This window comes from Luteibacter sp. W1I16, assembly GCF_050434905.1.
GTDB lineage: Bacteria > Pseudomonadota > Gammaproteobacteria > Xanthomonadales > Rhodanobacteraceae > Luteibacter.
Genome location: NZ_JBNDJJ010000001.1, coordinates 951,568 through 968,841 on the forward strand (window position 1 = coordinate 951,568; position 17,274 = coordinate 968,841).

A 17,274-nucleotide genomic window follows, 5' to 3' on the forward strand; every position below is an offset into this window, starting at 1 on the left:
GCCGCATCACCAGCAACGTCCATTGGTGGTCGCTGAGCCGGTCTGCGATTTAGTCCCTCGCGAGTCGATGGTCAGATTTCCGCAGGAATCCTTGGCTTGCGTTGAAATCGCCGTCGCGGTAGCGACGTACCCCGTGGCCATGGTGGTGCCAGCCAGCTGGCCGATACTAATCTGATAGTACCCGCCAGCGCTCTTGTTCGATGCGAATTTCAGGTCGGTGACAGGATCGGAGGCGTATTTGTTGTAGGTAGCATAATAACGCTCTTGCGCGTTGGCCAATCGCAATAGTAACTCCTGTCCCTCTCCGCGCCGGGCGCGAAACGTGTAGCGCGTATACGAGGGCAACGCGATGAGGGCCAGAACCGCAATGACGGCGACCACGATCATCAATTCGATGAGAGTGAAGCCTCGGCCGGTGCTGTCCCATCGCTTGAAGTACGACCTAGTCCGATCATTGCACATTGTTCAACTCCCGCCAGGAGCGACGACGCCAGACGGCATCGCCGATGTTGAAGGTAGACGTGTTGCCTGCGGCATCCGTGATGGTGAGACCGGGCAGCGCGATCTTCCCGCCGCCGACGCCGGTAGCGGCCGGTAGCGAGCCGGAGATAGGTACGTTGTTCACGCGCGCGCCGGCCTGCACATAACCCGCCCCCAGGTTGGCTGCGCCAACGCTCACACCGCTCGCCGCGCCGCCGGTTGCAGCATCGATCACGAGAATGGCACCTTTGCGCACAGGCTCGCACGGGTCAGTATTACCTGGCAGCAGCGTAGTGATAATCGCCCTGCCACTATCGAAGAGCGCCGTGGCATCGACCACCACACGCTCGCCCTTGTTGGTCTGGTTCGTCGAACTGCCGGTGAATAGCTTGATGAACCAGCCACCATAGGGATTGTTGTTTGCATCTACTGCCGGCACGGCATTTTGCGTAAGGCCGCGGATGTCGCCAACCTCCGTTAACAGCTGCTCCACCATTTTCGTCGAGCCCTCGATGACAGGGGCCGTGCTTCCCGGGCCACGGTCACGAATACCGTAGACGTATTGCGTCACCGTCGAGGTATCGATCGTATTGTCGCTGCCACCCAGATACTTGCCCGTGCCAAACACGACCATGAAATAAGAAGAAGCGGGATCTGCGAACAAACGGGGCATCACCGTAATCGGCCGTTTGCCCTGCGAAGACGAATAGAACGCCAGGGACACACTCCATTGTGAAGGATTGGCATTCGAGAGATCGAACCGCCAAAGGTTGCCGTTCAGGTCGCCCGCAAACGCCACGTCATCGATCTGGTCGTTGTTATAATCGCCGAGCACTGGCGAACTGAGTCCATAGCTCACGATATTTCCGGACACGCCGGTGGCTGTCGTGGGCGTGACGAGCTCGCGGATAACTGCTCCGGTCTGCGCGTCGAGCACGAACAACGAGCTCTGTTTGCGCGCTGCAGCCGGATCGTTCGCGGACTCTGTCTTATAAGGTTCGCCCGAGTTGCTCGAGGGAAAATATCCCGACGGTACGAGGACGACCCACTTTCCGTTGGCGAGGCGGCCTACATTTGGCTTGCCATAGGTGTAGCCAAGATTTGCGCCCACCTTGTTACCGTTCGTGTCGACTGTCTGATTGCTGAACTCCCAGAGCACCTTACTACCGGGATCGGCTTCACTGGCCGAAGCATCGGTAATGTCCAATGCATAGACCCCACGCCCCCCGAGCCGCAGACCCGCCACGAGAATCGTGTGCCAGCCCTTGGTCCCGGTGCTGAAGAAAACATCGCGCGTCACTGGCGTCGCGTCGACTGTCGGAACGAGAGTGAAATTACTGACGGGGGTCAGATAGTTCAGCTTGTTATAGACGGAATAGGGCACGTAGGCCCAGCGCTCGCGACCGGGTGAGGGCGTGACATCGACAGAGTCGGCCGGTGTGGTATCGGTCGTGGCGTCAAACGCGTGCAACATACCATCGTCGGCGCCAACGTAGACCGTTGGAGCGCGCTTTGCGTGATCGTTGGCGAATTTTTCGTAGCTGTACAAGAGGTTTCCCTGCGCATCACGCGCCGACTCGGGAGCCCCCGTGGCGAACGTATCCGAGTAGCCACTGGCAGGAAAGGCGACATAGACGGATTGGGAGTTCACGATCGCGCCCAATGTGGAGGTCCGTCTACGGTAGGTTGTGCCTTCCAGACTGCTATCACCGCGCAAGTAAGCGATCTTGCTAGCGCCGTTGGCGTCGGTGAAGTTGGTTCCATCGATGGCCTTCAGAGCGGTCGAGATCGACGTCCATTGGAACGCGGCGCCCGCGCCCTTACCGGGTGACGTACTGGTAAGAATGACGCGCGAGTCGCCCGCCTTGGCGCGGGTCGTCAACAAGTCGCCCGCGCTCCAGATCTGCTTGCCAATCGTGCCGTTGGCGTCGACGAGAGCCGCGACGAGCGAACCGCTCCAGTTCGAACTGTCAAAGCCGGTGAGGTAGGTGACGCCATTACCGGTGAGGACAGAGCTGCTCAACGCGCCCGCTACTGCCGAACTCGTACGCGAGATAATACGATTCAACAATTGCACGAGCGACTTCGCCAAGCTATCCGGATCACGAGCGCTGAAGTATTGGCCGCGGCTGTTGACGGCGGCGTGCCACGTATCGTCGATGTCGGTAAGGTCCCCGTTACCTGTGCCGGTCGGCGTCGGCCATCCCTTCGTGCCCGCACGCAAAGCCGCATAATCGCCGTCGAAGTCGAGCGAGCCGTCGATGCCCAACGCGATCATGTACTGCACTACGTGCGGCCACGTCGCAGGATCGTTCTTCGGGTTGAAGAAGAGCGATACGGGCGGCGTGCCGGTACCGTCCCAGTTGACGGGCTTGCCATTCTGATCGGTATAGTCGGTAAAGGACGGCGGCACATCGAGTTTCGGCTTGCCCCCACTCGTGAAATCGGGCCTCAGATTGGTCGCCCAGTAATAGAAGGCCAGATCCGACAGGGTCGAATATGTAGTGGCCGGCACGTTCCAGAAAATCTTGGAAACCGCGTCGCCATTGGTTGCCCCGCTGTACGACGTACCATCCGGCAAGGTGACTGCCGTGCGCGCTGTGGGAGATCTTTTCCCAGGATCGTCGCCATTCCAGTAACCGTCAGTCACGAGAAGGCTGTAGTTCAGGCGGCAGGATAACTCCATGCCTGCAGAATTGGGGCCTACATTGGGTTCCCAGTAAGGATTGGTGTTGCCCGTGACGCCCTGGCCGTACTTGAAGATGGCGCCAGCGCGCTCGATAGCGACTCGGCTAGGCGTGCCACCGCTCGATCCGATTTGGTACAACCACGTAAAAAACGAACTGCGCGCCGTCCCACTAAAGGCATCGAACGTGGTGGTACCCGGCGTGAGCCAATACTTCGTATTGTTCAAGTTCTGGAATGCGACTCGGATGCTGGTGCCCAAGCCTGCGAAGACGTTTGCAAGGGCCGACCGCGTCATCAGATTGCGCGTTCTGTAGTAGGAGTACCAATTGGCGAAGTTCTGTCTCTGTGCGTCGGTCACCGTGGAGGCCGACATCAACCGAATCGCACAATTCGTATTGCTGTTGACTATCGGGCAGTCGTAGTAGAACCCGCCGCTCTGACCACCCGCGATGACGCTACTAACGGTGGAGCCCATGCTGTTAGCGCCCACGCCTGACGAGGTAATCGTGTAGAAGCCCGTGCGAAAAGCGGTACTTAGATTCACGATGTTGGCCGTGCAGGTACCAAGCGTCGCACATATGCCGTCACGAGGCGCCGCCGTATAGGGATACGTGGTGAAAGGCGTCTGGCCGTCCGCCTGTAGCGGCGGCGTGTATGTGATATTCGGGTTGTAGTACTGCGAGTTCGAATTGGAAGAATAGTAATAATACTGGCCGGTGGAACCGTCCAACGTATCCGGAAGGTTCGATGCGCCCATCGAGCCGGAATCATCAAAGGTGACTGCGATGTTCGGCGCTACCGCTACCGTAAGATCCGGCGGGGCCGTACTGAGGTCGGTCGTGTAGTACGTGGTCGTTGTCTGTGCTTGTGACGTCGCCATGGGCGCGGCAAGCACGCAGATGGTTAGCGCTCCAAGAAACGCACCGAAACGACGAAGTGGTTGAGATGCGTTCATGAGGTCAGTCGCTCTTCGCGGCGAAGGTGGTTTCAATGACACGGATCGCGTTCTGGTTGTTTCCCATGCCACGAGCGGTAATCCGGTAGAGGTGCCGGTTCGTGCTCGTATATCCCACGCCCGTGGAGCCCGTGGACCCCGATTCATGCTGTAGGCCCGAATTCGGTGGCAGTTCGAGGCCGAGATCTTCGATGATGTAGTAGGGGTTGCTGCCTAGCGCAAACGTCTGGTCCGAACTGGCCTGTGTCAGGTCGACGGCGTCGTACTTCGTAGCGCCGTCCGTGACCCAGCCAGAGGCGTTTCGGAACAGCAGAGCCTTTGACGTAGTCGGCGGATCTGGGTCGTAGTCATAACAATTGGAAAGCGCGCCGTTGCCGCATTGCATGCGCGTGGCTGCGTCCGAGCTGGCGCGCCACAGCCGCCATTCCGCACCGCGAATCGCGGTTTCAGCGCTCCACAGTGCGAGTTGTGCGTTGCGTTGGCCACCTGCCAGTCGTTGCTGCAGCATCGACGTACCGGATGCGCTGACGGCAAGCATGGTCACGAGCAACAGGAAAATGAGCGCCACGACGAGCACCACGCCACGCTGGCGGTAAGGCGCGTGGAAACGCACGGAGGGAGTGGATCGTTTCATGGCGTTTGCTCTCGCCTGTTACGGGTTGTAGTTGCGCATCATGACCACCGTTCCGAACTGACGGCGTAGCATCTGGTCCGCGAAACCCTGATCCGAAGGCGCGACCCCATTGGTGCCTCGTGCGGTTGGGGCCTGAGGCGTGGGAATTCCTTCGGGCGTGTACGCATAAGCCAATTCGGGCGTCTGCAAGGTGTAAAGCGGTTGCTGCCCATCCATGAGGATGTTGACCTCCACCGTCTTCAGGGCTCGCCATAAGCAGCCCTGGTCCGCAGAGGTCGCGTCAGGAGGACCCGCCGGGCAAGGGATGGTATTGCCTGCCCGCGAGTCGACTTGCGTTGCCGTGAGATAACGCATCAAGCCGCCTGAGTCCTCGATACCGTAGGTAAAATCGAGCCGTTCGGCGCCTCGCACGAGTTCCTGGCAGGCGGGTGTCTGGCCGCTGTCACAGCGCATCAAGGCGCCGGTCTTCGCACCCGTGGCGGTACCGTCGTCGCTTACCACCTGAAGAAAGTAAGTGATCGTGCGAAAATCGGTCTTCAAGCGGAAAAACCGCGGTGCCGACTGTGGCACCAAGGCGCGAGGCGCCGAAAAGTTGCCCGCCGTGCCTACGGGCACGAAGTCAGGATTACCCGTGGTCTGGAATATCTGCGCTGTCGAGCAATCCGCCAACATCATCATTTCGTTGTTGACGACATCCGACAAGGATGGCTCGCCAGCCTTGGGCACGATGTGGATGGAACTGATAAGGCCGTTCGCTGAAACGATGGTGCTGGCACCACCAATAGCCCAGCCCCGCCCTGCATCGATGTAGCGCAGTTGGAGAACGGCCGCGCCTTTCACACGGTTGCCCACTTGATCGCCCATGACGGGCACGCCGTCGGCCGCGACGGGAGGGCTGCTCGGCGTGCACGCGGTCTTCGTGCACTCGAAGCCACGCATGTAGAAGAAGGAGGGTAAATTATACGGAGCGGTCGGCGTCACCGGGTACGGAGCACCCCATGGCGTGGTGTTTTGCGGGAACGTCAGGTTTTTGGCGAGTACGCGTGGCGTACGCAGAGCGTCCAACGCCAGGCCACTCGCGGCCGCGACCTGGGCAAGGCCGCCAGTGCTGCTGCAGTACTGCGCACCTGCCATCTTCAAGTCGTCAGCAATGCGCGTCACTGCGTAACGGCCCTCCTCCTGCAGGCGCGCCAACTGGGTTTGGGCCCGGTTGCTCGACGAGGTGGACATGAAAACGGTAACGATACCCCCGGCCACGATCAGGCCGAGCACCATCGCCACCATCAATTCGACCAGAGTGACGCCGCGGCTGCGCTGGAAAGGACGAAAAGCGCTCATGGCTGGAACACCCACGTAAAGGATTGCAAGTTGCCCGCTGTCACCTTGTCGTCGCCGCCCGTAAGACCCCGCTCCGCCCAGGTGACGGTCATCGTGCAGGTTCCGCTGTAGGGCGGACGCATGGCGTATTGGGCAGTGGGATCGTTAGCTGCTTTCACGCAATTGATGCTCGTTGGCCCGACAGCAGGCAGGGAGGCGGTAAGTTGCTGGCTCCAGACAATCTGATCGCGGGTCGCCACCTGCGCCGGGGTACAGCCCGCGGTCGCATCGCAGACCGGCGCGGTGCCGGTGATTGGGTAAGTCGCGGAATCGTAGTTGCCGTTCCACAGGCCCAGGGGATTGGCCCGCATGCGATCGGCCATGTTGTTGGCCAGGAAGGTCACCTGCGTGCGGAAGTAAGCTGAGACATTCGACTTGGTTGCCGTGATCAACAGGCCGCCAAGACCGATCAGGCCGATCGTAAAGATCAGCACTGCGACCAATACCTCAATCATCGATACGCCGCGCTGGACGCGCGGCGACGGGACGTGAATCACGCTGGCTCCCCCAAAAACCATTCCGACCGCGTAACAGTAACCAAAACTGAACAGAACGCCAGCGATAGCCGACATTCGGCCGGATTATTCCGACAAGCGGCATCCACTCGCCCGCCACCCGATATTCACGGCCGACAGTGCTCCATGGTGACCACCCACCACGGGAGGCCCAGCCATGAACCACGACCGCCAGGACGTCAAACACCCCGACCACAACCAGCCGAAGCATCCGGAATCAGAACGCGAGAAGAAGGCCAGAAAGGAACACGCCGACGAAAACCAGGACCATGCCCTGGAAGAGACCTTCCCGGCCAGCGATCCGGTCTCGCCGTTCGTTCCGGCGAAAGCGCCCAAGTAAGCATTCCCACGCGACGCCGCGCGAATCGCCGACACGCCGGCGTCGCATCCCTATAACGAAGCGGTCACGGAATCGCGGTGAGAATGAGCGGGCTAAGAAAGGAGTTCCTCCCGTGCTCGCGCAGTATGTTTTCACCTCGGCGGATGTCCCCTTCCGCATCGTTCGCCACGGCCGCCGCTGGCGCGCCCTCCATGGCGATCGCGAAGTCGGTCGCTACGACAGTGCCGAAGAAGCGGTGCACGCGCTTCGTGCCGATCATCCCGACGCCCGCCTGCCCCGTCGCTTGAGCGACTGGCGCTACTTGCCGGATGCGCACTTGCTCCACCTTGCGCCACCCAGCGCGGCGGCCATGGCTCGCCTTGCCGCCGTCTAGGCTCAGAGCGCCATGCTGCGCCAGTGTCCGTGGTCGTCCTCGATGCGCAATTCCACGGATGCTCCCCCCGCGCTATGCGCCCGCGCCTGGCGCAGCGCATAGGACAACGCGTCGCGCTCCTGTTCGAAACGCACCGGTTTTTCCGCATCCACCCGCACCGCCCATTCGGCACCGGATTGCGGCGGTTGCATGACGTAGACGCGGACGTAGCGCATCGCTCGTAGCCTTTCCTCAGCCCTGACGCGGCCATTCACGCGCGAGCAAGGCGAAGACGACGTCATCGACCCATTCACCGCGAAAGAAATAGCTTTCAACATGGTGCGCCTCCTGGCGGAAGCCGAGTGAACGCAACAAGGCGATACTGGCGACGTTTCGCGGATCGACCGAGGCGATGGCCCGCCGGTAGCCCCAGCCGCCGAACGCGAGGCCGAGTGCCGTGGCCATGGCCTCGCGGGCATAGCCCCGGCCTTGCCGTTCGGGCCTGAGCGAAACGCCGAACTCGATCGCCTCAGCGGCGGACACGGGAAAGTGGATGCCGAGGTCGCCGAGAAGTTCGGAGGACTCCCTTTCCCTGATGGCGAGTTGGAACCAGCTATCGGGTGTCGCGAACGGCTGGACGGCCTGCTTCGCAATGAAAGCCTCCGCGTCATCAAGGCTCGCCGGCTTCCAGCCCTGGTAACGGGCTACGGCATCGTCGCCGCGATACGCATACAGATGCGGCGCATCCGCAGGAAGAAGGCGGTCGAGGCGAAGGCGCGCGGTGAGGACGACAGGTTCGGTGGGATGGTCCATGCGGCATCCTCGGCCTATCCGGCCGCCGCCGCAACTAGTCCTCGTCGGCGGCGCGCTTCTCATAGGCGGCACGCGCCGCCTCGATCTCCGCGCGATGCTTTTCCGCCCACAACCACACGCTGCAAAAGGCGGCGCCGAGGCTCAGGCCGATCTCGGTGAGTTCGTATTCCACGCGCGGCGGTACCACCGGATACACCGTGCGCGTGACCAATCCATCGGCCTCCATCTGGCGCAAGGTCTTGGTCAGCATTTTCTGGCTGACTCCGCCGATAAGGTCGGCCAGACGGCCGAAACGCAGGCGGCCGTGTTCCGCCAGCACTTCCAGCGTGAGCATGGTCCAGCGATCGGCCACGCGCTCGATGATCCCCCGCACCAGGACGTCGAGTTCCGGATCGGTGTAAGGCTCGCCCAATACACGGCAGGGTTCGTCGTAGATCTTCTTGGTCTTGGCGGGCATGTCCGCGCTCCATACTTCCCAGTCAGTAAGTATGGAACTTTTCGGCGCCTACTTTCCATAGGATCGTGTCCGGCCTAGCCTATTCCTACCCTTTCTCCTACGAGGTTCCCATGAACATCACAGGCAACACGATCCTCATCACCGGCGGCGGCTCGGGCATCGGCCGGGCGCTGGCGGAAGCCTTCCACGCACGCGGCAACCAGGTCGTCATCGCGGGGCGCCGGCAGAGCGTGCTCGATGCGACCACCTCAGCCAATCCGGGCATGAAGTCGGCCGTGCTGGACATCGAGGACCCCGCGGCGATCCAGCGCTTCGCCGCGCAGCTACGCAAGGACTTTCCGGCCCTCAACGTGGTGATCCACAATGCGGGGATCATGCGTCCGGAACGGCTGACGGACGGGACCACCGATACCGCCGAAGCCACCATCACCACCAACCTGCTGGGGCCGATCCGGCTGAACGCGGCGCTGATCGATCATCTGCTGGCGCAGCCGAAGGCGAGCATCGTCACGGTGTCTTCCGGCTTGGCCTTCCTTCCGTTCGCCGTCGCACCGACTTATTGCGCGACCAAGGCGGCGATCCACTCGTATTCGGAAACGCTGCGCTACCAGCTGAAGGACACCTCGGTGCAGGTGCTGGAACTGGTGCCGCCCTATGTGCAGACCGAACTGATGGGTGAGCGGCAGAAGAGCGATCCCAACGCGATGCCGCTGGATGCGTTCATCGAAGAGACGATGCGTCTGATCGAGAGCACGCCGGACGCGACGGAGATCCTCGTTGAGCGCGTGAAACCGCTGCGTTTCGCCGAGGCTAACGGGAGCTACGCGGGACTCTTCAAGCAGTTCAACGATAACGCGGCGGATCACGCTCCGTAGTCGCCGAATCGCCGACAGGGTCGGCTCCCACCAGGTAGCCACAATCCGGCCAGGTAGCCACAAGCTGGTGGAGCCGACTTTGCCGGCGATGCTTGATGGGAGCCGACCCTGTCGGCGATGCTCTTTACGACAGACACAAAAAAACCCGCTGGCGCGGGTTTTTTTGTGTCCTCCGGGACCGCTCGTCGGCAGTCCGGGAGAAAGGCGCTGGTGCCGGAAATAGGAATCGAACCTACGACCTCATCATTACGAATGACGCGCTCTACCAACTGAGCTATTCCGGCGAGAAGCGGAATTCTAGGGAAGCTTGGCAGTCGGCGCAAGCCTCAGCCGGCCATGCGCAACTCCTTGGGCAGGGCGAACGTGATGTTTTCCGCCTCGCCATCCAGCTCGCGCACGCTGCCCGAACCCCAGGATTGCAGGCGGGCGATCACTTCCTGGACGAGCTTTTTCCGGGGCCGAGGCACCCGCGGTGACGCCGACGCGGGTCTTGCCTTCCAGCCAGCCGCGCTGGATGTGCTCGGCGCCGTCGATCAGGTACGAGGTGACGCCCTGCTTCTCGGCCAGTTCCTTCAGGCGGTTCGAATTGGAACTGTTGACCGAACCCACCACCAGGACGAGATCCACGGCGTCGGCGAGACGGCGCACGGCATCCTGGCGGTTCTGCGTCGCGTAGCAGATGTCGTCCTTGCGCGGCCCCTCGATGCTGGGGAACTTGGCGCGCAGGGCGCCGATGATGGCGATGGTGTCGTCGACCGAGAGGGTCGTCTGGGTGACGAAGGCGAGCTTGTCCGGCTGCGAAGGCGCCAGTTCGGCGACATCCTCGACCGATTCGACGAGATAGATGTGACCGGCATTGGTACGGTTCCACTGGCCCATCGTGCCCTGGACCTCCGGATGGCCGGCGTGGCCGATGAGGACGACGTCATGGCCGGCGCGCCCCAGGCGCGCCACTTCCATGTGCACCTTGGTCACCAGCGGGCAGGTGGCGTCGAACACGTTGAGGTGGCGGCGGTCGGCCTCTTCACGCACGGCCTTTGGCACGCCATGGGCACTGAAGATCACCGTGGAGCCATCGGGCACCTCGTCGAGTTCGTCGACGAAAATCGCGCCGTCGGCGCGCAGGCGCTCGACGACGTAACGGTTGTGCACCACCTCGTGGCGTACGTAGATGGGCGCGCCGTAGGATTCGAGGGCACGCTCGACGATGGCGATCGCGCGATCGACGCCGGCACAAAAACCGCGGGGATTGGCGAGGAGGATATCCAAGGGGACCTCGTGGCCATAGGGCCGTGGCAATAGGGCTTTGGCGCCAGGAAGCGCCGGAACCCGGCGATTATCGCACGAGCGCCCTCCGCGTCCCTTAAGTCGCGCTGAAATCCAACCATCTCCCGATGGGGAACCACCTAGCCACAGATGGGAACGATCCGGGATGGAAACAGTGTTGGTGGGAAGCGCGCTGGCGCGCGATCGGGTCTACTGCAAGCTCAGTCGCGCGCCAGCGCGCTTCCCACCCCTTTGTCGCGCCCCCCATTCCGCCGTCAGCGGGGGGCGGGCTTGGGCGAGCCGCTGAACAGGCTGAACACGATCAGGGCCGCGGCACCCACGCTGATGGCGGAATCGGCCACGTTGAACACCGGGAACGGGTAGCTGCCCAGGTAGACCTGGATGAAGTCGGTGACCTTGGCCGCGTGCACGCGGTCGATCACATTGCCCAGCGCGCCGCCCACGATCAGCGCCAGCGGCGCCGCCGTACGCCAGTCGTGGCGCGGCGTCCGCGACAGCCACACGCCCAGCGTGCCGCTGATGACGGCCGCCAGCAGAACGAAGAACCAGCGCTGCCACCCGGCGCTGTCGGCCAGGAAGCTGAACGCGGCGCCGGTATTGAAGGTGAGCGTCCAGTTGAGGATGCCCGGAATCACCGGGTGCGGCGTCTCGGCCGGCTGCAAGGCGGTCAGCGCCCACCACTTGGTCAGTTGGTCGAGCACGATCATCACGGCGGCGAGCCAGAGCCAGGACAGCGCGTTGGGTTTGGGGCGTACGGTCATGCGTCGGGAGCCATTCGAGTCGGGGGTTGGGTGGCGGGGCCGCCGGTCAGAACCAGCGGCGGTCCTCGCCCTGCCCCGTCACGTTCTCCACGCAGCGGCCGCAGATCTCCGGATGGGACGGGTCGACACCGACATCTGGACGATGGTGCCAGCAGCGGATGCACTTGACCGCCTCGCTGACCGCCGTTGACACATACACCTCGGCGCCGTCCAGCTCCACGCGCTCGGCGGAGGCCGGACGGCCTTCCAGCGGCGCGAGGGTCACTTCCGAGGTGATGAAGAAGAAACGCAGTTCGGATGCCGATTCGGCCAGCGCCGTCTGCGTGGCGAGGTCGGCGTGGATCGTCAGGGTGGCATCGAGCGAGGCACCGATCTGGCCTTCCTTGCGCATCCCCTCCAACACGCGCGACGCCGTCTCGCGGACCGCCAGCAGGGTCGACCACCAGCCTCGAGCGTCGGCGTCCTGGCGGACGTCGAGCCCTTCGTAGAAGGTCTCGAACAGCACCGACTCGCTGCGCGAACCCGGCATGTGCGCCCAGATTTCTTCAGCGGTGAAGCTGACGATCGGCGCGAGCCACCGGGCCATCGCCTCGAGGATCCGGTACATCGCGCTCTGCGCGCTGCGCCGGCCGCGGCTGTCCGTCGGCATCGTGTAGAGGCGGTCCTTCGTGATGTCGAGGTACAGCGCGCCGAGTTCATTGGTGCAGAAGTTCTGCACGCGCTGGACGATCTCGGGAAAATCGTAGCGCTCGTACGCAGCCACGATCGCCGCCTGCGTATCCGCCGCCTGGCGCACCGCCCACCGATCGAGATCGAGGCAGGCGTCGGTGGCGAGCAGGTGCTTGTCCGGGTCGAAACCATCGAGGTTGCCGAGCAGGAAGCGCGCGGTGTTGCGGATGCGTCGATACGTGTCCGCCACGCGCTTCAGGATCTCGTCCGAAAGCGACATCTCGTTGCGGTAGTCGGTCGAACAGATCCACAGGCGCAGGATGTCCGCGCCGAGGGTCTTCATGATGTCCTGCGGCTCGATGCCGTTGCCCAGCGACTTGGACATCTTGCGGCCCTGCGCGTCTACCGTGAAGCCGTGGGTCAGCACATGGTCGTAAGGTGCGCGGCCGTGGATCGCCGCCGAGGTGAGCAGCGAGGACTGGAACCAGCCGCGGTGCTGGTCGGAACCTTCCAGGTACATCACCTTGTATTCGCTGGCGTCGCCGGCCTGCAGTTCGGGGCGAGCTCCCACGACGGCGAAATGGCTGACACCGGAATCGAACCAGACATCGAGGACGTCGGTGACTTTCTCGTAGGTGTCCGCATCGTCGCCGAGCAGTTCGCGCGGATCGAGCGAGAACCAGCTGTCGATGCCTTCCAGCGCGACCTTCCGCGCGACCTTCTCCATCAGCTCGACGGAATCCGGATGCGGGTCGTGCGTGTTCTTGTCGACGAACAGGGTGATCGGCACGCCCCAGGTGCGCTGGCGCGAGATGCACCAGTCCGGGCGACCTTCGACCATGCCGGCGATGCGTTCTTCGCCCCAGCCGGGCACCCAGCGCACGGCCTTGATCGACGTGAGCGCGGTGCGGCGCAGGTCGGCCTGCTCCATGCCGATGAACCACTGCGGCGTGGCGCGGAAGATCACCGGCGTCTTGTGCCGCCAGCAGTGCGGGTAGCTGTGCGTGAGCTTCGCCGAGGCGAGCAACACGCCACGGTCGCGCAGCAGGTCGACGATCTGGTCGTTCGCCTTCCAGATATGCACGCCGGCGAATGAGACATCGCCCGCCAGGGGCAGGTCGGCGCGGTAGACACCGCGGCCATCGACATAGTTGAGCGTGCCGATGCCATAGTTCTGGCCGACGACGAAATCTTCCGCACCGTGGTCGGGCGCGGTATGCACGGCACCGGTACCGTCCTCGTCGGACACGTGGTCGCCGAGGATGATCGGCACGTGCTTGTCGTAGAACGGATGACGCAGCGGCTGGTTCTCCAGCACCGCACCCTGAACGCGCCCGAGCACGTTCACGGTTTCCACGCCGTAACGCGCCAGCGCCTTCTCGACCAGCGCCGAGGCGATCACCAGCAGCAACGGCTTGCCATCACGCGACGGCCCTTCGACGAGCGCGTATTCGAGTTCGCCGCCGAGCGATACGGCCTGGCTGGACGGAAGCGTCCACGGCGTGGTGGTCCAGATGGGAACGGCGATGTTCGCGTCGCCCGTGGCGATGCCGAACAACGCGCCGAACGACACGGGATCGACGGCGTCATAGGCGACGTCCACCGCCGGCGACGTCTTGTCGGCGTATTCGATCTCGGCTTCGGCCAGCGCCGAACCGCAATCGAAACACCAGTACACGGGCTTGGCTCCACGCACGACATGGCCGTTGGCGACGATGCGCGCCAGCGCGCGGATCATGTCCGCCTCGTAGGTGAAATCGAGCGTGCGATACGGCTTTTCCCAGTCGCCCAGGACACCCAGGCGCTTGAAGTCGGCGCGCTGCAGGTCGATCTGCGCCATCGCATACTCGCGGCACTTCTGCCGGAATGCGGCGGCGTCGAGCTTGTCGCCGGCCTTGCCGAATTTCTTCTCGATCGCGATCTCGATCGGCAGGCCATGGCAATCCCATCCCGGCACGTAAGGCGCGCGGTAACCGGCCATGAGCTTGGACTTGACCACGACGTCCTTGAGCACCTTGTTCACCGCATGGCCGAGGTGGATCATGCCGTTGGCGTAGGGCGGACCGTCGTGCAGCACGAACACCTTGTCGCGTCCCGCCGTGTGCTCCTGGATCTGCGCATACCGGCCCACGCGTTCCCACGTGGCCAGCCAGCCGGGCTCGCGCTTGGGCAGGTCGCCACGCATCGGGAAAGCCGTCTGCGGCAGATTGATGGTGTTCTTGTAATCCTGGGTCATCGCTGGGAACCGTGGGTTTCTGGGGCATCGACAAGTATGGGGTTCATCCCAAGGGCCTGCCGGGCGGCGATCTCGTCCTGGCGCATCTGCGCGGTCAGGGCGTCGAGGCCGTCGAATTTTTCTTCGTCGCGCAACTTCCGCACGAACTCCACGCCGATGCGCTGGCCGTAGAGATCGCCGGAGAAATCGAAAAGGTGTGCCTCCAGCAAGGGCTCGCGCACCTCGTTCACCGTCGGCCGGTAACCGAGGCTGGCCACGCCGGGCCAGCTGCAGGGGCCATCACCGATACCGATGCGCACGGCGAAAATGCCATGGACCGGGCTCACCCGTTCACTGAGATGGACGTTGGCGGTGGGATATCCAAGGGTGCGCCCCAGTTGCTGCCCGTGCTCCACATGGCCGTCGATGACGAAGGGCCTGCCCAGCAGCCGGGCGGCCTCGTCGAAACGGCCCTCGGCGAGGAGCGTGCGCACCCGGGACGACGACACGCGCTCGCCATCGACCAGGACCGGCGGCACCGCATGAGCGGTGAAACCGAGTTCGGCGCCCATCGTCTGCAGGAGGGTGAAATCGCCCCCGCGCCGATGGCCGAAACGAAAATCCTCGCCCACCCATACCTCGCGCGCGGCCAGGCGGCCGACGATCACCTTGCGGACGAAATCCTCGGCCGACATCGCGGTCAGGGCGAGGTCGAAGCGCAGCGAGAGCAGCTCACGTATGCCCGCGGCCGTCATGCCTTCGGCTTTCTCGCGCACGCCGGAAAGACGCGGCACCGGCTCCTTCGAGAAGAAGGCGCGGGGCAAGGGTTCGAACGTGATCACCGCCGGGACCAGGCCTCGCGCCGCGGCTCGCTGGCACACCTCCGACAGGATCGCCTGGTGGCCCAGGTGCAGTCCGTCGAAGGCACCGATCGCGACCACGCTGCCTTCGGGTGCGAGGCACGGGCCGTCGACATCGCGATGGAGTCGCAGCGTCATGCCCGGGTGCCCCTGGATCGATGCGGAATAAAAGACATCGGGCCAGTATAGCCGCCCCGTTGCGCCGCACAATGCGACGCCGGGCGACTCACCGGGCGCGGAGGTCGCGCGGACGGAAACCCATGGCGAACAGCGTGCCGACGTAGGCGCCACCACCGGCGCCGACGAGCACCGCCAGACGCCATACGCGCTCCCATTTCTCGACCTCGCTCCATTCCGGCCAGGCATACAGGCCGGCGAGCAGCACGGCCACCATAACCACGCAGGCGACACCCAGGCGGAGCAGATGGCGAGCCCAGCCCGGCTGGCGCTGATATACCCCGGCCTTGCCGAGCCAGCGCCAGAGCAGCAGAAGGTTGAGATAGCTGGCCAGCGCACTGGCCATGCCAAGCGCCATGTGCAGGCCAGGAATGGTGGCGATGGCCTCCATCCACGATCCGGCCTTCTGCGCCGGCGTCGCCCAGAGGAAGAACAGCAGCGCCAGGAAGGCCACGTTGAAGACCATGTTGGCCACCAGCGACGCGACACCGGCGCGGACCGGCGTCTTGGTGTCCTTGCGCGCATAGAAGGCTGGCAGCACGACCTTGACCAGGGCGAACGCGGGGAGCCCGAAGCTCAGTGCCGAAATCGACAGGGAAGCCATCTTCGTGTCGAACGCGGTGAACCGGCCGTGCTGGAAGATCGTCGCCACGAGGGGTACCGAGAGAATCATCAGGCCGAACATCGCCGGTACGGCGATCAGCAGTGTCGTGCGCAGGCCCCAGTCCAGCGCACGCGAGAACCCGTCCTTGTCGGTGGTCACGTGGTGCCGCGACAGCGAGGGCAGGATCACCGTGCCCAGGGCCACGCCGAACACGCCAAGGGGCAGTTCCAGGAAGCGATCGGCTTGCGAGAGCCAGCTCTGCGAACCGGCGATGAGCAACGAGGCGATCACCGTGTCGAGCAGCAGGTTGATCTGCGCGACCGACGAGCCGAACAGGGTCGGCACCATCAGCCGCATGATCCGGCGCACATCGGGCGAACTCCAGCCCCAGCGCGGCAACGTGAGCAGGTCCAGTTGCTTCAACGAGGGAATCTGGAAAACCAGCTGCAGCGCGCCGGCCACGAGGATCGCCCAGCCCATGGCCATGATCGGCGTATGCAGTTTCGGGGCGAGCCACAAGGCGCCGGCGATCATGCACAGGTTGAGGATCACCGGCGTCAGCGCGGGCAGGCCGAACCGATGGAAACTGTTCAGCGCGCCGCCGCTGAGGGCCGTGAGCGAAACGAACAGGAGGAACGGGAAGGTCAGCCGCAGCAGGTCCACGGTAAGCCCGAACTTCTCCGGCGTCTCGACCGCACCCGGCGAGAACAAGGCCGTCACCTGCGGCGCGAAGATCACGCCCAGGGCCACCACCACTAGCAGCACGCCGCCGAGGGTACCGGCGGTCAGTGACATCAGCCGCTTCAGGTCCTCGTGGGGGCGGGTTTCCTTCACTTCCGTGAAGACGGGCACGAAGGCGGTCGAGAAAGAACCTTCGGCGAACAGGCGGCGCATGAAGTTCGGGATGCGGAAAGCCACCCAGAAGGCGTCCGTTGCGGCATTCGCGCCGAACGAGGCGTTGATCGCCATGTCGCGGACCAGGCCGAGCACGCGGGACACCATGGTCATGCCGCTGAAACTGAGCATGCCGCGAAGGAGACTGGGGGTTTTCATCCGGACGAGGGACACCTGGCGCAAACCCCTAGTTTGACAGCGGCGCCGGGGCGGAGGACAGTCCGCCATCTGGAAATTCCAGGGCAGCGCGCCCTGCCCGTCCGCCGAGCCGCTCGCGCGGGGGCTAAGCTATTGACGCAACCCGTCTTTGGCTTCAAAATG

General features: G+C 63.6%; 15 protein-coding genes, 1 tRNA gene and 1 pseudogene. 3 read left to right on the forward strand and 14 right to left on the reverse strand.

Translation table 11 applies throughout. The annotated features are described in order from the left end of the window. Positions 1-6: 6 nt before the first annotated feature. The 5 genes from QFZ41_RS04240 to pilV are packed head-to-tail and all read right to left on the reverse strand — an operon-like array spanning position 7 to position 6,631. Positions 7-462, reverse strand: a complete 456-nt coding sequence (locus QFZ41_RS04240) for a type IV pilin protein (protein WP_429197602.1) — start codon at positions 460-462, stop codon at positions 7-9. Continuing rightward, complete coding sequence (locus QFZ41_RS04245; RefSeq protein ID WP_429197603.1) at positions 452-4,123, reverse strand: pilus assembly protein; 3,672 nt, start codon at positions 4,121-4,123, stop codon at positions 452-454. Before QFZ41_RS04245 ends, QFZ41_RS04240 begins: the two co-directional genes overlap by 11 nt. A 4-nt stretch (positions 4,124-4,127) precedes the next feature. Beyond that, positions 4,128-4,757 (reverse strand): pilus assembly PilX family protein, encoded by a 630-nt coding sequence (locus tag QFZ41_RS04250; RefSeq protein WP_429197604.1) that lies wholly within the window; start codon positions 4,755-4,757, stop codon positions 4,128-4,130. A gap of 18 nt (positions 4,758-4,775) precedes the next feature. Further along, on the reverse strand, positions 4,776-6,095 hold the full coding sequence (locus tag QFZ41_RS04255; RefSeq protein WP_429197605.1) for a PilW family protein: 1,320 nt from the start codon (positions 6,093-6,095) through the stop codon (positions 4,776-4,778). Further along, positions 6,092-6,631, reverse strand: a complete 540-nt coding sequence (gene pilV, locus QFZ41_RS04260; protein ID WP_429197606.1) for a type IV pilus modification protein PilV — start codon at positions 6,629-6,631, stop codon at positions 6,092-6,094. The genes QFZ41_RS04255 and pilV overlap by 4 nt, the downstream gene beginning before the upstream one ends. A gap of 175 nt (positions 6,632-6,806) precedes the next feature. On the opposite strand from pilV, the gene QFZ41_RS04265 reads away from it, so the two are divergent. Both QFZ41_RS04265 and QFZ41_RS04270 read left to right on the forward strand, forming a co-directional pair. Beyond that, on the forward strand, positions 6,807-6,989 hold the full coding sequence (locus QFZ41_RS04265) for a hypothetical protein (RefSeq protein WP_429197607.1): 183 nt from the start codon (positions 6,807-6,809) through the stop codon (positions 6,987-6,989). A gap of 112 nt (positions 6,990-7,101) precedes the next feature. Continuing rightward, a complete protein-coding gene (locus QFZ41_RS04270; protein ID WP_429197608.1) occupies positions 7,102-7,362 on the forward strand; it encodes a hypothetical protein in 261 nt (86 codons plus the stop codon). Between the two features lie 2 nt (positions 7,363-7,364). On the opposite strand, the gene QFZ41_RS04275 is transcribed toward QFZ41_RS04270, so the two are convergent. Genes QFZ41_RS04275 through QFZ41_RS04285 form a run of 3 tightly spaced genes read right to left on the reverse strand, consistent with a single transcriptional unit; the run spans position 7,365 to position 8,611 of the window. Continuing rightward, positions 7,365-7,577, reverse strand: a complete 213-nt coding sequence (locus QFZ41_RS04275) for a hypothetical protein (RefSeq protein WP_429197609.1) — start codon at positions 7,575-7,577, stop codon at positions 7,365-7,367. Between the two features lie 16 nt (positions 7,578-7,593). After that, on the reverse strand, positions 7,594-8,154 hold the full coding sequence (locus tag QFZ41_RS04280; protein ID WP_429197610.1) for a GNAT family N-acetyltransferase: 561 nt from the start codon (positions 8,152-8,154) through the stop codon (positions 7,594-7,596). Positions 8,155-8,188: 34 nt separating this feature from the next. Next, a complete protein-coding gene (locus tag QFZ41_RS04285; protein ID WP_429197611.1) occupies positions 8,189-8,611 on the reverse strand; it encodes a winged helix-turn-helix transcriptional regulator in 423 nt (140 codons plus the stop codon). 110 nt (positions 8,612-8,721) lie between these two features. Here QFZ41_RS04285 and QFZ41_RS04290 point away from each other — a divergent pair, with 110 nt between their 5' ends. Beyond that, entirely contained in the window at positions 8,722-9,486 is a 765-nt protein-coding gene (locus QFZ41_RS04290; RefSeq protein WP_429197612.1) for an SDR family oxidoreductase, read from the forward strand. Positions 9,487-9,694: 208 nt separating this feature from the next. Here the strand turns inward: QFZ41_RS04290 and QFZ41_RS04295 are convergent. The 6 genes and pseudogenes from QFZ41_RS04295 to murJ all read right to left on the reverse strand — a co-directional run bounded on the left by QFZ41_RS04295 (position 9,695) and on the right by murJ (position 17,112). Then, positions 9,695-9,770: transfer RNA gene (locus tag QFZ41_RS04295), tRNA-Thr, on the reverse strand. Positions 9,771-9,812: 42 nt separating this feature from the next. Further along, positions 9,813-10,755: pseudogene (gene ispH, locus QFZ41_RS04300) on the reverse strand (4-hydroxy-3-methylbut-2-enyl diphosphate reductase). Positions 10,756-11,027: 272 nt separating this feature from the next. Next, complete coding sequence (gene lspA / locus QFZ41_RS04305; RefSeq protein WP_429197613.1) at positions 11,028-11,534, reverse strand: signal peptidase II; 507 nt, start codon at positions 11,532-11,534, stop codon at positions 11,028-11,030. Between the two features lie 46 nt (positions 11,535-11,580). Further along, on the reverse strand, positions 11,581-14,439 hold the full coding sequence (ileS, locus tag QFZ41_RS04310) for an isoleucine--tRNA ligase (RefSeq protein WP_429197614.1): 2,859 nt from the start codon (positions 14,437-14,439) through the stop codon (positions 11,581-11,583). Continuing rightward, entirely contained in the window at positions 14,436-15,416 is a 981-nt protein-coding gene (locus tag QFZ41_RS04315) for a bifunctional riboflavin kinase/FAD synthetase (RefSeq protein WP_429197615.1), read from the reverse strand. The genes ileS and QFZ41_RS04315 overlap by 4 nt, the downstream gene beginning before the upstream one ends. Positions 15,417-15,504: 88 nt before the next feature. After that, entirely contained in the window at positions 15,505-17,112 is a 1,608-nt protein-coding gene (gene murJ, locus QFZ41_RS04320; RefSeq protein WP_429197616.1) for a murein biosynthesis integral membrane protein MurJ, read from the reverse strand. Between the last annotated feature and the right edge of the window lie 162 nt (positions 17,113-17,274).

Bases quoted from the DNA above. Each gene is read 5' to 3' on its own strand.
- QFZ41_RS04240 (WP_429197602.1), bottom strand. From the start codon at position 462: ATGTGCAATGATCGGACTAGGTCGTACTTCAAGCGATGGGACAGCACC.
- QFZ41_RS04245 (WP_429197603.1), bottom strand. From the start codon at position 4,123: ATGAACGCATCTCAACCACTTCGTCGTTTCGGTGCGTTTCTTGGAGCG.
- QFZ41_RS04250 (WP_429197604.1), bottom strand. From the start codon at position 4,757: ATGAAACGATCCACTCCCTCCGTGCGTTTCCACGCGCCTTACCGCCAG.
- QFZ41_RS04255 (WP_429197605.1), bottom strand. From the start codon at position 6,095: ATGAGCGCTTTTCGTCCTTTCCAGCGCAGCCGCGGCGTCACTCTGGTC.
- QFZ41_RS04265 (WP_429197607.1), top strand. From the start codon at position 6,807: ATGAACCACGACCGCCAGGACGTCAAACACCCCGACCACAACCAGCCG.
- QFZ41_RS04275 (WP_429197609.1), bottom strand. From the start codon at position 7,577: ATGCGCTACGTCCGCGTCTACGTCATGCAACCGCCGCAATCCGGTGCC.
- QFZ41_RS04280 (WP_429197610.1), bottom strand. From the start codon at position 8,154: ATGGACCATCCCACCGAACCTGTCGTCCTCACCGCGCGCCTTCGCCTC.
- QFZ41_RS04285 (WP_429197611.1), bottom strand. From the start codon at position 8,611: ATGCCCGCCAAGACCAAGAAGATCTACGACGAACCCTGCCGTGTATTG.
- QFZ41_RS04290 (WP_429197612.1), top strand. From the start codon at position 8,722: ATGAACATCACAGGCAACACGATCCTCATCACCGGCGGCGGCTCGGGC.
- lspA (WP_429197613.1), bottom strand. From the start codon at position 11,534: ATGACCGTACGCCCCAAACCCAACGCGCTGTCCTGGCTCTGGCTCGCC.
- ileS (WP_429197614.1), bottom strand. From the start codon at position 14,439: ATGACCCAGGATTACAAGAACACCATCAATCTGCCGCAGACGGCTTTC.
- QFZ41_RS04315 (WP_429197615.1), bottom strand. From the start codon at position 15,416: ATGACGCTGCGACTCCATCGCGATGTCGACGGCCCGTGCCTCGCACCC.
- murJ (WP_429197616.1), bottom strand. From the start codon at position 17,112: ATGAAAACCCCCAGTCTCCTTCGCGGCATGCTCAGTTTCAGCGGCATG.